This window comes from Aeromonas sp. R7-1 (assembly GCF_040908115.1).
Lineage (GTDB): Bacteria > Pseudomonadota > Gammaproteobacteria > Enterobacterales > Aeromonadaceae > Aeromonas > Aeromonas caviae.
This window is the reverse complement of record NZ_JBFODD010000030.1, coordinates 42946-57385: the sequence shown is the minus strand read 5'-3', so window position 1 is coordinate 57385 and position 14440 is coordinate 42946. Positions and strand designations below refer to the sequence as shown.

Sequence of the window (14440 nt, the reverse complement as noted above, 5' to 3'; positions counted from 1 at the left end):
TTGGAGGGGCCTTGGCCCCTCTCTTCTTTATATAGGGAGAGTCAGAGGCGACGCAGACGGCGCCACAGGGCCAGCGGCAGCAGCCAGAGCAGAGGGAAGGCCCCCCCGCCACTGCTGTCCGAGGTATCGAAGCGGATGATGCCGTCATCCGGCACGGGCACGGTGTTGCCGCACTGGGCGCCGGTACGCTGACTGATGCTCCACCCGTTCAGGAGACCCTGATTGCCCGGTTTGCTGTCCACCACCTCCAGGGTCCAGCGACCGGCCAGGGGTTCTCCTTCGAAGGCGCTGAAGGGTTGCAGGGACTGCAACTCGGTCGGGAAGACCCCTTTCAGGCTCGGCAGGGGGCTGTAACCCTTGTCCCAGATCTGGACCCGGGTGCCGGCGGGGGAGCTGAGCCAGATCTCCAGCTCATCCAGCGCCTCGTGCTGCAGATCCAGGCTCAGTTGCAGCCTGTCGCTCACACGGGCATCGCTCTTCTCCAGCAGCAGGCTGGTTTCGCTCAGGCCGCGCACCTCCTCGCTCTGGGCATCGTTCAGTCGCTGTGACCGACCACTGGCCCGGCTGATGACGGGGGTGCCGATGGGCAGGGTCAGGGATTGCTGCCACTGGCGCTCGGTGGGGCTGGTACCGCTCATGGCGAGATTCACCGAGAGGCTCGCCTCGTCGCCGCAGGCGAGCGGGCTCTGGGCCAGCAGGCGCAGGGTGGTGGTCATGCTGGCACCGGCGGCCAGGGTCGCTGGTTGCCAGTTGTCAGGATCGGCCTGCAACCCGGTTGGCAGGGTGAGGGCCAGCTCGTTGAGGGTCACTTCCTCTTTGCCCGGGTTGCTGAGGGTCAGCTGCACCGACTGGCGCTGCCCCAGCGGGATGGCGCTCCCCTCGGCGAGGGCGATATTGACGGGAGCTTGCAGCAGCCCGTGCTGGCGAAATGCCTGCTCCAGCAGACGGGCATAGGCTCGCGTCGGGTAGAGACGGGCGGCAGTATCCACGGTGATCCGGGCCAGCTGCGGCATGCGAATGGCCGGCCCCAGGCCGAAGTGGGATTCGATGATGACGCGATCAAACTCGTCCCTGGCCGCCTCACCGTGCTCGGCCACCGCCGTCAGCAGGGCCTGGAACAGCGGGGTGCCCCAGAGCTGATCCCCGTTGCTGCCGTTGATGGTGCGGTGGGCCGGGTAGCGGTAGTCCGGATGGTAGCGGGCGCGCAGATCGTCGAGTTGGCGTGGGGTGCGGTCGGTGAAGCGGGCATCCCAGTTGAACACCATGGCGGGTTCGAACTGGCGACCGGCTTCGCTGCGCTGACGATGACTGGCGGCCAGGTAGTCGCCAAAGCCCTCGCCGATGGCCCCCCAGTCTCCCTCTTCCCCGAGATCCGGCAGGATGTGGTGCTGCACCCCGTGGCCGAACTCGTGCCAGATGACCATGGGATCCTCGGCATCGGGCACGCCGCTGCGACCCAGCTCCAGCCTGCGTTCGAACGGATCGTAGAGGGAGTTGTCCTGAAAGCCCGCGTCCGTGTCGATGTCGAGTGCCCCGGGGATGAGATCGGTGAAACCGAGCGCCTTGAGGTGGCGCTGGGCGAGATCCAGATGGTAGTAGGCGTTGATGTCCGCAAAGCCGCGATCGTCACGGGTCAGGCGAAAACCCTGCACGTCACTGCTGCTGTAGGGGGCCGATTCGGGGGCCATGACATCCACCACCCTGGCATGGGGGCCACTCAGGCGATACTGCCCGGCTTGCAGGCTCACCGGCAGGGGAACCGGATCCTGGTAGGCGGCCTCTGCCAGTACCAGCGCGTCGTGCCAGACCAGGCTGGCGTCCTGCAGGCGGGTGCGGGGATCGGGGTCGAACACCCGGGCCTGAACCTGCTGATCGCCTGCGTCGGCGACATGCAGAGGGTGGGTTGTTGCCTGATCCCCGAGACGGCCAAGCTCCTGCTCCCCGTCGCAACGGGCAAACAGCTGCACCTGGCTGGCCTTGGCATTGCCTGCCTTGTGCTCGCGCACCCGCTGGCGCAGGGCAGGCACCAGGGTATCGCCGTCTCGCCAGTACCAGGCTTCGACCGGCCCCAGCGTCTCTATCTGGTTGCCGTCGGTGCGCAGGGTGGCGAGCAGGGGATCCAGGGTGCCGCTGGCATCGCAGCCGGGCGCTGTGCTCTGCAAGGGGCGCAGGTTGTGGTAGAGGCGCCAGGGGCGACCGTCCCCGTCGACACTGATGGCGGCCTGGGTGGCGGCCACCGGCAGGCCGTTCACCCGCTGGCGAAAGCTGTAATGGTGGCCGAGCAGGCTGGCCCTGTCGTAATCGGGGGCGAGGAGCACACCGAGGCGCTGCTCGAGCCAGCGCTTCGGCGTCGTGGTCAGGGGTGGTTCATCGACAAACTGCAGATCGGCCGCCAGCAGCGGCGATGAGATCAGGGTTGCCGCCAGCCAGAGGGCCAGGGAAGAGGGTTTCATGGTTCACTCCAGAAAAAGAGGACAAGGGGTCAGTGGTTGACGCCCGCCAGGGTGAGCAGGAAGGCAAACTCCTGCGCCGCACGCAGCGCCGCCGTTCGGGGGGCGCCCAGGTGGCCGCCGTCGAGTTCGGTGCGCAGCAGATAGGGGCCTGTTCCCGTGCTATGGGATCGCAGGCGGGCTATCCACTTGAGGGGTTCCCAGTAGGGCACCTGACTGTCGTGCAGGCCGCCCGTCACATAGACGGGGGGATAAGGGGCCTTGTGCAGGTTGTCATAGGGGCTCAGGCGGCGCATCGCGGCATAGTCACCCGGGATGGCCGGATTGCCCCACTCGGCGTACTCCTGCCGGGTGAGGGGCAGCTCGGGATCCTGCATGGTGCCCAGCAGGTCGACGAAGGGAACTTGCAGCACGGCCCCGGCGAAACGGGTGGGCGCCTGGTTGAGTGCCGCTGCCACCAGCAGGCCGCCGGCGCTGCCACCCATGGCAAACAGCCGGGCGGGATCGATGGCGGGATCCTGGGCCAGGGCATCGGCCACGGCGAGAAAATCATCCACGCTGTGCTGTTTGTCACGGCCACGACCCTCCCGGTACCAGGATTCGCCGAGCAGACCGCCCCCGCGCACATGGGCGATGGCGTAGACGAAGCCGCGATCCAGCAGGCTCAGCACCCGGGGCTGGTAGTAGGGGCGCATGGGGGTGCCGTAAGCCCCATAGCCGTAGAGCAGCAGTGCCCTGGGGTGGGTAATGCCCTTGCGCCAGACCAGGGAGACAGGCACCTTGACCCCATCCTTACCCGCGATCCAGCGTCGCTCGCTCTGATAGGGGGAGGTGTCCCTGCTCTCGGGTGTCCCCTCCCAGGTGCCGGAGGCGAGATCCAGCCAGCGCTGGTGAGGTGGCTCGGCCATCCCCTGGCGGCGAATGAGCACCTTGTCGCTGGCCGGTTCCTGGCTGCCCTGGATCCAAGCCGTGCCTGCGCCATCGGTGAGCGGCAGGCTGTGGATCAACGCACCTTTGGCGTCCAGCACATCGAGCCAGTCATCCCCTTCCTTGCGGTATTGCAGCACGGTGTGCTGGGCAAAGAGGCGCCACTTCTCGAGTTCCCGGCCCTCGCCGGACCAGAGCCGTTGCCACTCTCCCTTCGCCACCAGGCTCAAGTCGGCCACCTGATAGAGGCCGAGGGCGCCGTCCCGGTTGCTCTTGAGCAGCACCCTGTCCCCCAGGGTATCCAGGTAGTATTCGAGGCCGCGCTCGCGCCCCTTGATCAGGTCGGCCCGACCCGCGTCCAGCAGGTATTGCTCCGAGCTGTCGTGGTTGTTGCTTTGCAGCACCAGGTGGCGGCGATCCGTGGTGCGATAGAGGCCGAGCAGCCAGGCGGGATCGCGCTCCTCATACACCAGGGTCTCCTTGCCATCCTGCCAGGCCAGCAGTCGCCAGGGGCGCAGGGTCTGGCGCTCGTTGGCGAGGGTGTAGAGGGTCTTGCCATCCAGACTCCAGAGCAGATCGCCGGCGCGGTGAGGCAAAGAGGCCAGTGTCTCGCCACTTGCCAGATCCAGCAGGGTGATGCGGTAGTCCCGATCTCCCCTGCGGTCTTCGGCCAGGGCAAGCAGTTGCCCGTCCGGGTGCAGGGCCCAGGCGGCGAGCTCGTAATACCCCTCGGCCGGCTGGCGGGGAGCCAGCCGCTTTCGGGGGGCGGCATTGGCGTCGCTGCGTTGCCACAGGCTGCCGTCCGCCTCCATGCGCCACTGGCTGCCAGCCTGGCTCAGCCAGTCGTCCGGCACGGGATCGCCCCGCTCCCGGCCCTGCCACTCCGTCTGCAGGCGCTGCACCAGTGGCACCTGGTCGGCGAGCTGCCGCTCGGTCCAGCGGTTCTGCTCGCGCAGCAGCGTCAGGAGGGCGGGATCCTGGCGGCTGTCGTCACGCCAGCCACCATAGGGATCGAGACGGGCTATCTCCCCCTTCATCAGTTGCGGGCGCTCGGGGATGAGGGGCGCGGCCTCCAGGGTTGCCTCAGGCAGGGGAGAGGCGGGGGCCGGCGTGGCCAGCAGGCTGGCCAGGATCAATAGGCTGTGCATCAGATCCCCACGAAGGTGTAGCGCAGGCTGGCACTCAGGGTGCGGCCGCTCTGGGTGAAGAGGGAAGCATCGGTCCCGGCTTCCAGCCCGGCCACATCCTGATAGCGGGTGTAGCGGGTGTCGAACAGGTTGTCGAGCTTGAGGTTGACCTTGAGGGCGTCGGTGACCAGCCAGTCGGCCGTCAGGGCGAAACTGAGCCAGCCGGCACTTTCGAGGCAGTCCCCCTGGCGGCCGGTCAGGCTGTTGCCGCAGGTGGGCACCCGGCTCATGGCGGCGGCATAGTCCGCCTGAATGCCCAGACTCCACTCATTGGCCTGATAGCTAAGACGGGTGTTGCCCTCGAGGGGCGTCAGGGTGCGCAGCGCTTCACCTTTGTTGTCCTCGCCATCGACCCAGCCGAGCTTGGTGGCGAGCTCCCACTCCTGGGTCAGCCAGTAGCTGGCGGCGAGTTCGGCCCCCCAGGTTTCGGCCTTGGCGACGTTGCGATATTGGCGCAGGATGACGCCATCGCTCAGGCGCAGCCCCACCTCGCGCCAGTCGATGAAGTTGTAGTAGCGGTTGTAGAAGAGCGCTGGCTTGATGCTCCAGTTGTCCCCCTCGCCACTCAGCCCCCACTCGATGCTGTGGCTGGTTTCCTCCTTGAGCCCTGTGTTGGCGATGATCTCGAAGGGCGGCAGAGCGAAGTAGTGGGGGATGTTGCCGTACACCTTGTCGTAGGAAGGCGCCCGGAACCCGTTGGCATAGCTGAGCCAGCTGCGCCACTGGTCGTTGAAGCGGTAACTGGTGGCCAGGCTCGGGGAGAGGTGCCAGCTGTGGTTGCTGTCGTTGCTGCCGTCCAGCGGCGTGAGCCACTGGTGATCCATGCGCAGGGTGGGGGTGAACTGCCACTGGCCCAGGCTGGCCACGTCGCCGAGCCAGACCCCGGCCCTGTCGGTACGGGCGCGGCTGAAGGGGGCGGACTGGCCGGGTTGGGGAATGCCGGCCTCCAGACTCAGCTTCTCCACCGGCCGCTCGTGGGTGGTGCGCTCGAGCTCAATGCCGTAACTGAGCTGATGGGCGAGAGGGCCGGTGGCGAGATCCCGGCGCACATCCAGCTCGGTACCAATCCTGTCTTCGGTGAAGGTGGCGAGTTCCCGTTCGCTGCGATAGCGCGGATAACCGCTCAGCAGATCGTTTTGCAGCAGACTGCGCTTGTTGGCGGTGTTTTTCGAGTGATTGCCGTAGGTACTCCAGGTGAGGCTGTCAGCCAGTATTGTGTCGAGGTTTCTCGCTTCCCAGGCCAGCTTTCCCCCCTGGGTGCGTTGGCTGCCCTGCTCGTGGTACTGGCGCACCTGCCACTTGCCATCGGGCTGGGGCACTTCGCGCGGCCCCTGATCCCGCTCGGCGTTGTCCTCGAAGTAGTCGAGTTCGAGGCGCAGCAGATGATGTTCGTTCAGCTGGATGCGAGAGCTGGTGGAGGCGCTGATGCCATCCAGATCCGCCGGGATGCGGCTCTCGTCGTAGTTGGCGGTCTCATGCCCCTGCCAGCCGGAGAGGCGCAGCAGGTGTTCGGTATCCCGTATCCGGGCGGCGCCGGTGGCGCTCAGCTTCTGCTTGTCACTGCTGCCATCGTGCAGCACCTTGCTGCCGAGATAGGCATCCTGGTTCTGAAGGTAATCTTCCGGCTGCTTGGTGCTGATGACGATGGTGCCGCCGATGGCATCGGAGCCATGGAGGGAGGAACCGGCTCCCTTGGCCACCTCTATCTGTTTGACATCGTCGAGATCGAAGCTGAAGCGGCCCACCTTGTCGTTGAGGTCGTCGGCGCCAAAGCCGTCGCTGACCCGCACCCCGTCCTTGATGATGAGCACCCGGTTGCCGCCCATGCCGCGGATGATGATGTTCTGGGGGCGCCCGGCGGAGCCGGTCACCGAGACGCCGGGTTCGTTCTTGAACACATCGGTGAGCTCGGTGGCAACCTGGCGATCCAGATCCTCCTCCGTGATGACGGTGATGGAACCCGACACGTCGGAGAGCTTCTGTTCGATGCGCTGTCCCTTGACCACGATGGTTTCCCGCCCCTTGAGTTCGGGGGGCATGTCCGTTGTGTCGACCCCGGCGGGATCGCTGGCAGCCAGCGCCGTACCGGACAGCAGCATGGGCCAGTAGTGAAGAAGTCGAATTTTCATATTTGAGAATAATTATTATTTAAGCCTGAGGGCGCGGATTATTGCAGAGGGAGTCAAGCAGATCAATAAATGACAATCATTATCATTTTGTTTTTATGATATTGATCGAATTGAACTTTTTTGAGAGATAAATCAGTAAGGTAGTGGCGTACGTTTGCGAATGACGCCATGGGAAACAGGAGGACGGGCGTGGTGCGGGCAAGAAAAAGCCCGCCATAGGGGCGGGCTCAAGGAGGTGGGCTGGCGCTGATCAGGGGGCGCGATAGAAGCGATTGAGCTCGTTCATCACCTGGATCAGGGTGCCCATATCCGGGGTGCCGTGCTTGATGGGGCGATAGGTGTCGCGGTCCAGCAGCTCGAAGTCCCCCTGCTTGTTGAACTGGGTGATGGTGTTGCCCTGATAGATGGCGAAGTCATTCTGATCCCCCGCCAGCAGCCAGGTGCGTGTACTGGCTTCGAACAGGTTGCGCCCCGTGCTGTAGTCACGATAGGGGTTGCGTACACCCAGCATGTTCTTCATCAGGGTCGGTACCAGATCCAGGTGGCTGCTCGCCTGCGCCTGGGGCGCAGGTTCGGCGCCAGGCCAGGCCAGCACCAGGGGGACCTGCACCTGATAGGTCGAGTAATTGCTGCCATAGCCCCAGCTGTTGCTCTGGGTCTCGTTGAACTCCTGACCGTGGTTGGAGGTGACCACGACGATGGTCTGATCATCAAGCCCCTGCAATTGCAGTTGGGTCAGCATCTGCTCCAGCAGTTGATCCGTATAGAAGACCGCGTTCTTGTAGCGGTTCTCCAGCTTCTGCAGGTTCTCGGGCCGATAGGCAGTGGCCGGGTTGAAGCGGGTCAACTCGGGCTGGAAGGGACCCTTGATGCTGGCGGGCACCTGATAATCCCCCGGGCTAGAGAGATAGACCAGAGAGAACCAGGGTCTGTCCGCGGTGCGCGTGCCAAGCCACTGCTGCCAGTCGTCGATGAGCCTGCGGTCATCGGTCTGGCGGGAGACGAAGACTTGCTTGCGCAGACCTGCAAGCAGACTCTGGCGATACTGCTTGGCATCTTCAAGTGCACCGAACAGGCCGAACTGGTAGTCCTGGCGCAGCATCTCGTCGAACAGCACGGGGGGGCGCTTGTCGGCCCGGATGTCCCCGTAATAGTGGCCGGGCAGCCCGTAGAAGAGGCTGAACATCCCCATGGCTTCATCATTGCCACCACTCATGTGCTGGCGGAAATTGAAGTGGTTGTCCGCGTAGCGTTGCAGATTGGGCATGTTGATGTTGTTGAGCATGTCGGCTCGCAGGGAGTCGACCACCACCACCAGCAGGTTCTTGTGATCGCTGGGAGCGCTCACGCTGAGGGGGCGCAAGGGATAGAGCAGACGGTGCTCAGCGCTTCCCTGATCTTCGGCCTTCTTCTCATACTGCTCGAGGTCGAGCCAGCCATGCTTGGCCAGGAAGCTCCTGGCGGTCATGGGGTAGGAGAGGGGGAAGTTGGCGCGCTGCATGGTGATGGGTTGATACAGGGTCGCATCCGCCCAGCTGTTGACCAGATGGGTCAGGATGAAGCAGACCAGCAGGGCCAGCCCCACCTGATTGCCGTACTGGCGGCGTTTGCGCTTGTTGATCTTGCGCCACACATAGGCCGACAGCAGCAGTTGCAGCAGGAAGATGGCGGGCACCGCCACGAAGATGATGCTCCAGATAGAGCCCTCTTCGGTCTGCGCCTGATCCAGCAGCAGTTGCCACACCTGGCCATTCAAGTGGAACTTGAACAGCTGGAACACCTGGGTGTCGATAAGCAGCAGCACCAGCGCCAGGGTGGCGATGATGGATGAAATGAAGCGCAGCGGCTTCTCCCTGGGCAGGATGAAGCTCAAGGGGAAGATGGTCAGCAGATAGGTGACGAAGCTCAGGAACGAGAAATGACCTATCCAGCTGATGACGAGATAGGTCACGCCGAGCGTGGTCGACGGCCAGCTGATGGCGCCCAGGTAACGGGTCGAGATCAGCATGGCCAGGATGATGTTGAAGAAGGAGAACCAATGCCCCCAGGTGATCAGGCGAGAGACATTATCGCGATAGGGGTTGCCGGTTTCGACCATAATGATCCATCTGCTTGAAAAACATCAAAGAATGCGAAGAAACTCAGTGCGCATCGTGGCGATGGCCCACCGAGGCGGTGAGTGCCTGGATGAACTTCTCGGTGATCGCCTGGCGCTGGGCCGGGGCCATGCCGTTGATGATGTTGGTGGTCAGGTTGCCAAGGACCATCAGACTGAGATCCACCGGTGCCTTGTGTTTCTCCAGGGCGGTGATCAGGTCGTTCATCAGGGCGTCAAACTGCTCGTTATTGTACTTTGATACGATGGGCATAATCTTGGGTTCACCTCGGTTCAAAGCGCCTTATAATACTTCACCCTTTCGGCTAACACTATGGCTTTGTGACATGAGTCTCGATATCGACAAGATCATTCTTCACTCCCTGCGGGCGGGCAACGATGGCCAGCCCCACGCCGATACCCGCAGCCAGACCCTGCCTGCCGACGAGGCGGTACAAGGGCTGATGGCGGAGCTGCATCGCATCTACAACGGCAAGGGGGGAAAGGGCTTTGGCTTCTTCGCCGATCCCGAGGCCGCCGTCGCCGAGCTGGCGGAGGGGGAAGACGCCCCCAAGCAGCCTTCCCCCGCCTTTCGCATCGCCCTGGAGCAGCTGCTGGCGGAGCAGACCGAGTTCGTCCCCTTTTCCGTCAACCTGACCCAGATGCTGGTCAAGCAGCTGGTGGAGCATGCCCTGGACGAGCAGGGGGTGTTGCTGATTTCCAAGTACAACTATGTGGGGGTGGATTACCTGATGATCGCCCTGCTGGAAGGCAAGGAGAGCGTCACCGTGAGCGAGGCGCTGGAGCTGCGCCACATCCAGTATCTGGATATCGGCAAACTCAATCTGGTGGCCCGCATCGATCTGACCGAATGGAAAACCCAGGGGGATTCGCGTCGTTATATCACCTTCAGCAAGGGCCGGGTCGGTCGCAAGCTGGGGGATTTCTTCATGGATCTGCTGGGGGCCCGGGAGGGCATGGATGCCAAGATCCAGAACAAGGGGTTGCTGCAGGCGGTGGACGATTACTGCGACAGCCGCCAACTCGAACCGGCCGAGCGTAATGATTACAAGAAGCAGGTATTCAAATATTGCACCGAGCAGGCCAGCGCCGGCGAAGAGATCGAGATCAAGGAGCTGTCGGCGGAATTGCCCGGTGATGGGGATCTCGATTTTTACAGCTTCATCGGTCAGGAGTACGAGCTGGAGGAGCGCTTCCCGGCGGACCGTTCCACCCTGCGGGGTTTGACCAAGTTTGTGGGCTCCGGTGGCGGCCTGACTCTGAGCTTCGAGCAGAAGCTGCTCAACAGCCGGGTCTTTTACGATCCCCAGACCGACACCCTGACCATCAGGGGAGTCCCGCCCAATCTCAAGGATCAATTGCTGCGCCAGTCGTAATGTGATCCAGCCGTCATTTCTTGCAAAAAGGCACCGGAGTCCGCTCCGGTGCCTTTTTATTTAAGGGGGTGATGTAGATGGAAACCACCTCAGTACTTTTGTTAACACATTGAACAAAATATCGGGAATGAAAGGGTTTTCAGTGGGGTGAAATCCCTTTCAGTGACGTAAATTAATTTCCTTTCTGTAATTTAATTTCCATATCTTGGCAAAAATATGGGGATATCCCTTCCTAAGTCGCTGAAATAAGAAAATGTTTTCATAACTTTCTGGAAGAAAATACGTAATTGCATTTCAAAAATGCGAGGCGTGTCATGTGAGGCATTGACTGCTTGGGATAATATTCATCTGCACACAATGCTCTTACAGCGCGGAACTAATACAAGGAAAGGCTCATGAAAAAGAAATTGCTGTCATCCCTGATCGGTCTGGCTACCCTGGGCGTGGCCTGCTCTGCCACTGCTGCCATTGATGAAGGTCAGCTGACCATCTGGATCAACGGTGACAAGGGCTACAACGGCCTGGCCGAAGTCGGCAAGAAGTTTGAAGCCGAGACCGGCATCAAGGTCACCGTTGCCCACCCGGATCAGGTTGAAGTCAAATTCCAGCAAGCCGCCGCCACCGGCAACGGCCCGGACATCTTCTTCTGGGCTCACGACCGTTACGGTGAGTGGGTCAAGTCCGGTCTGCTGGTTCCCGTGACCCCGAATGCCGCCACCAAGGCCAAGTTCGAGCAATTCGCCTGGGATGCCATGACCGTCGATGGCAAGACCTATGGCTACCCGGTCGCGGTAGAAGCCGTCAGCCTGATTTACAACAAGGATCTGTTGCCCAACCCGCCGAAGACCTTCGAAGAGATCGCCAAGATCGACGAAGACCTGAAGAAAAATGGCAAGCGCGCCATCATGTGGGCCTATGACACCCCCTACTTCAGCTACCCCCTGGTAGCTGCCAACGGTGGTTATGCCTTCAAGAAGACCGCCACCGGCTATGACGTCAAAGACACCGGCGTGAACAACGCAGGTGCCAAGGCCGGCGTCGGCTACATCTCCGAGATGATCAAATCCGGTCACCTGGAGAAGGGCATCGACTACGGTGTGATGGACGCCAAGTTCAACAAGGGCGAAGTGGCCATGATGATCAACGGTCCCTGGGCCTGGAGCAACCTGGACAAGAGCGGCATCAAGTATGGCGTAGCCCAGCTGCCGACCCTGAAAGGCAAGCCGGCCAAGGCCTTCGTTGGCGTACTGGGTGCCACCATCAACGCCGCCAGCCCGAACAAGGATCTGGCCATCGAGTTCCTCGAGAACTACCTGCTGACCGATGCCGGTCTGGCGCCGATGAACGCCGACAAGCCGCTGGGTGCCGTGGCCCTGAAGTCCTTCCAGAAGACCCTGGAAGCCGACCCCAACATCAAGGCCACCATGCTGAACGCCCAGAACGGCGAACCGATGCCGTCCGTGCCCGAGATGAGCCGTTTCTGGTCCTCCTTCGAAACCGCCCTCAAGAACGTCACCTCTGGCCGTCAGGGTGTTGACGAAGCCCTGGATACCGCTGCCAAGCGTATCGTCCAGTAAGCATGCACTACCCGGGAGGCCTTCGGGCCTCCCACTCTCTCAATCTCTCTTGGCGCAATAAAGGTTAATTGGCATGGAAGTAGTACCTTCTATCGAATCCTATGCCGGTCCGAAGAAAGACAAGTACGTCTGGCTGAAATGGACCATGGCGGCACTGATCGCAGTGCTTAATGGTTATGCGGCCGTGATGATGTATGCCAGCGGCGAGTGGGTATTTGCCCTGCTCGATCTGGTGGTGGTCTCCGTCGGTCTCTATGTCTTCATGAACAAGAAGACCTATGCCCACCGTTATATTTTCCCCGGTGTGGCAGGCATGGTTGTTTTTATCATCTTCCCTCTTGCCTACACGATCGGCATCGCCTTCACCAACTATTCGGGATCCAACTTGCTCTCCCTTGAGCAGGCACGGGATTACCATCTGAAAAAAACCTACAAGGTGACCGGCGGTGAATTCGATTTCACCCTCCTGGGTGGTGAGAACAATCAGTTTCAGCTGCTGCTGAAACAGGACGACCAATCCTTTATCAGTCAACCCCTTACCTTGCTGAACAACAAGGCGCGTACCCTGGCCGTCCGTGAAGGACGGGTCCGTGACGAGCCCCAGGTTGTTCAGTTGCAGCCTCTGGACGGGGCCATGGTCGGCGAGGCGGCACCCATTCGTGCCATCGTCGATCACCGCACCCACCTGAGTGCCCTGGATGTGGTACTGCCCGAAGGCAATATCCATCTGACCCTGAGCAGCCTGCGCAAGTTCGCCGCCCAGAAACAGCTCTATACCCAGCTGGTCGACGGCGCCGTGCTCAAGTCCGGCGTCATGATCAAGGACAGCAACCTGCTGCGTGACAACCAGAGCGGCGAGCTGATGCTGCCCAACGGTGACACCGGCTTCTACCAGTACATCGATGCGGAAGGTCACTTCGTCGGCAAGGGCGTTGCCCCCGGTTTCGTGGTGAGCGTGGGTTGGAAAAACTTCATGCGCATCATGACGGACCCGGGTATCCAGAGTCCCTTCATGCAGATCTTCGTCTGGACCGTGATCTTCTCCGCCTGTTCGGTGGCGTTCACCCTGGCGATCGGCATGGTGCTGGCGTGTCTGGTGCAGTGGGAGCAGCTCAGGGGGCGTGGTTTCTACCGGGTCATGCTGATCCTGCCCTATGCGATACCGGCGTTCATCTCCATCCTGGTGTTCAAGGGCTTGTTCAACCAGAACTTCGGTGAAATCAACCTGTTCCTGGAAGCGGCCTTCGGCATCAAGCCGGACTGGTACACCAATCCCTTCCTGGCCAAGGTGATGATCCTCATCGTCAACACCTGGCTCGGTTACCCCTACATGATGATCCTCTGCATGGGCCTGCTCAAGGCCATTCCGGAAGATCTCTACGAGGCGTCCGCCATGGACGGGGCGGGGCCGGTACAGAACTTCTTCAAGATCACCGTACCGCTCTTGATGAAGCCGCTGACACCGCTGTTGATTGCATCCTTTGCCTTCAACTTCAACAACTTCGTACTTATCCAGTTGTTGACGAACGGGGCGCCGGACATCATCGGTGCCACCACGCCGGCCGGGACCACCGACTTGCTGGTGAGCTACACCTACCGGATCGCGTTCCAGGGTTCGGGTGGTCAGGACTACGGTCTGGCCAGTGCCATCGCCACAGCCATCTTCCTCATCGTGGGTGCGCTGGCCTTGCTCAACCTGAAATTGTCCAAAGCCGACAAGCAACTGTAAGGAGGCTTCAACATGGCAATCGTACAACCCAAATCAGTCAAATACCGGGTGTGGGCAACCCACCTGGTGATGTGGGGCTTCCTGGCACTGATCATCTTCCCGCTGATCATGGTCATCGCCATCTCGTTCCGTAACGGCAACTTCTCGGTGGGGGAGATCATCCCCACCAATCCGACCCTGGATCACTGGAAGCTGGCGCTCGGCATGTCCATCACCAACGCCGATGGCAGCATCACGCCGCCGCCGTTCCCGGTGCTGACCTGGCTGTGGAACTCCATCAAGGTGGCGGGCATCACCGCCCTGATGATAGTGGTGCTCTCCACCACCTGTGCCTACGCCTTCGCCCGTCTGCGGTTCCGTGGCAAGTCCACCATCCTGCAGGGCATGCTGATCTTCCAGATGTTCCCGGCGGTGCTGGCACTGGTGGCCATCTACGCGCTCTTCAACAAGATTGGTGACTACATCCCCTGGCTGGGTCTCAACACCCACGGCGGCCTGATCCTGGCCTACATGGGGGGCATCGCCCTGCACGTCTGGACCATCAAGGGCTACTTCGAGACCATCGACTCTTCCCTGGAGGAGGCGGCGGCCATCGATGGCGCTACTCCGTGGCAGGCGTTCCGCCTGATCCTGCTGCCCCTGTCGGTGCCCATCCTGGCGGTGGTGTTCATCCTGGCCTTCATCGGCTCCATCACCGAGGTGCCCATGGCCTCCATCCTGTTGCAGGATGTGAACAATCTGACCCTGGCGGTCGGGGCCCAGCAGTACCTCTATCCGCAGAACTACCTGTGGGGTGACTTCGCCGCAGCCGCCGTGCTGTCAGGCTTCCCCATCACGGTCGTCTTCCTGCTCGCCCAGCGCTGGCTGGTGGGCGGTCTGACCGCAGGCGGCGTGAAAGGTTAACGGTTCATGGCCGGGGGAGCTGGCTCCCCCCGTCATCACGATTTGC

The 14440-nt window shown here is 61.8% G+C and carries 9 protein-coding genes; 4 read left to right on the top strand and 5 right to left on the bottom strand.

Going from position 1 to position 14440, the window contains the following annotated elements; genetic code table 11:
- Positions 1 to 41 precede the first annotated feature (41 nt).
- The 5 genes from AB5Y51_RS06705 to AB5Y51_RS06685 form a co-directional block, all read right to left on the bottom strand.
- Positions 42 to 2453: a proprotein convertase P-domain-containing protein gene (locus tag AB5Y51_RS06705; protein ID WP_368178196.1), complete on the bottom strand. Its 2412-nt coding sequence runs from the start codon at positions 2451 to 2453 to the stop codon at positions 42 to 44.
- A 29-nt stretch (positions 2454 to 2482) separates the two neighbouring features.
- A complete protein-coding gene (locus tag AB5Y51_RS06700) occupies positions 2483 to 4525 on the bottom strand; it encodes a prolyl oligopeptidase family serine peptidase (RefSeq protein WP_368178195.1) in 2043 nt (680 codons plus the stop codon).
- A complete protein-coding gene (locus AB5Y51_RS06695; protein ID WP_368178194.1) occupies positions 4525 to 6693 on the bottom strand; it encodes a TonB-dependent hemoglobin/transferrin/lactoferrin family receptor in 2169 nt (722 codons plus the stop codon). Before AB5Y51_RS06695 ends, AB5Y51_RS06700 begins: the two co-directional genes overlap by 1 nt.
- A gap of 250 nt (positions 6694 to 6943) precedes the next feature.
- Positions 6944 to 8791, bottom strand: coding sequence for a DUF3413 domain-containing protein (locus AB5Y51_RS06690; RefSeq protein ID WP_010674246.1), 1848 nt, complete (start codon positions 8789 to 8791; stop codon positions 6944 to 6946).
- Between the two features lie 43 nt (positions 8792 to 8834).
- A complete protein-coding gene (locus tag AB5Y51_RS06685) occupies positions 8835 to 9062 on the bottom strand; it encodes a YejL family protein (RefSeq protein WP_039038627.1) in 228 nt (75 codons plus the stop codon).
- Positions 9063 to 9135: 73 nt separating this feature from the next.
- On the opposite strand from AB5Y51_RS06685, the gene yejK reads away from it, so the two are divergent.
- The 4 genes from yejK (at position 9136) to malG (ending at position 14394) form a co-directional block, all read left to right on the top strand.
- Positions 9136 to 10185 carry a nucleoid-associated protein YejK gene (gene yejK / locus AB5Y51_RS06680; protein ID WP_368178193.1) on the top strand — a complete coding sequence of 350 codons (1050 nt, stop codon included), beginning with the start codon at positions 9136 to 9138 and terminating at the stop codon, positions 10183 to 10185.
- A gap of 395 nt (positions 10186 to 10580) precedes the next feature.
- Complete coding sequence (gene malE, locus AB5Y51_RS06675) at positions 10581 to 11762, top strand: maltose/maltodextrin ABC transporter substrate-binding protein MalE (RefSeq protein ID WP_010674249.1); 1182 nt, start codon at positions 10581 to 10583, stop codon at positions 11760 to 11762.
- Between the two features lie 73 nt (positions 11763 to 11835).
- Positions 11836 to 13491 carry a maltose ABC transporter permease MalF gene (gene malF, locus AB5Y51_RS06670; RefSeq protein ID WP_039038629.1) on the top strand — a complete coding sequence of 552 codons (1656 nt, stop codon included), beginning with the start codon at positions 11836 to 11838 and terminating at the stop codon, positions 13489 to 13491.
- A gap of 12 nt (positions 13492 to 13503) precedes the next feature.
- Entirely contained in the window at positions 13504 to 14394 is an 891-nt protein-coding gene (gene malG / locus AB5Y51_RS06665; protein WP_010674251.1) for a maltose ABC transporter permease MalG, read from the top strand.
- Positions 14395 to 14440 lie beyond the last annotated feature (46 nt).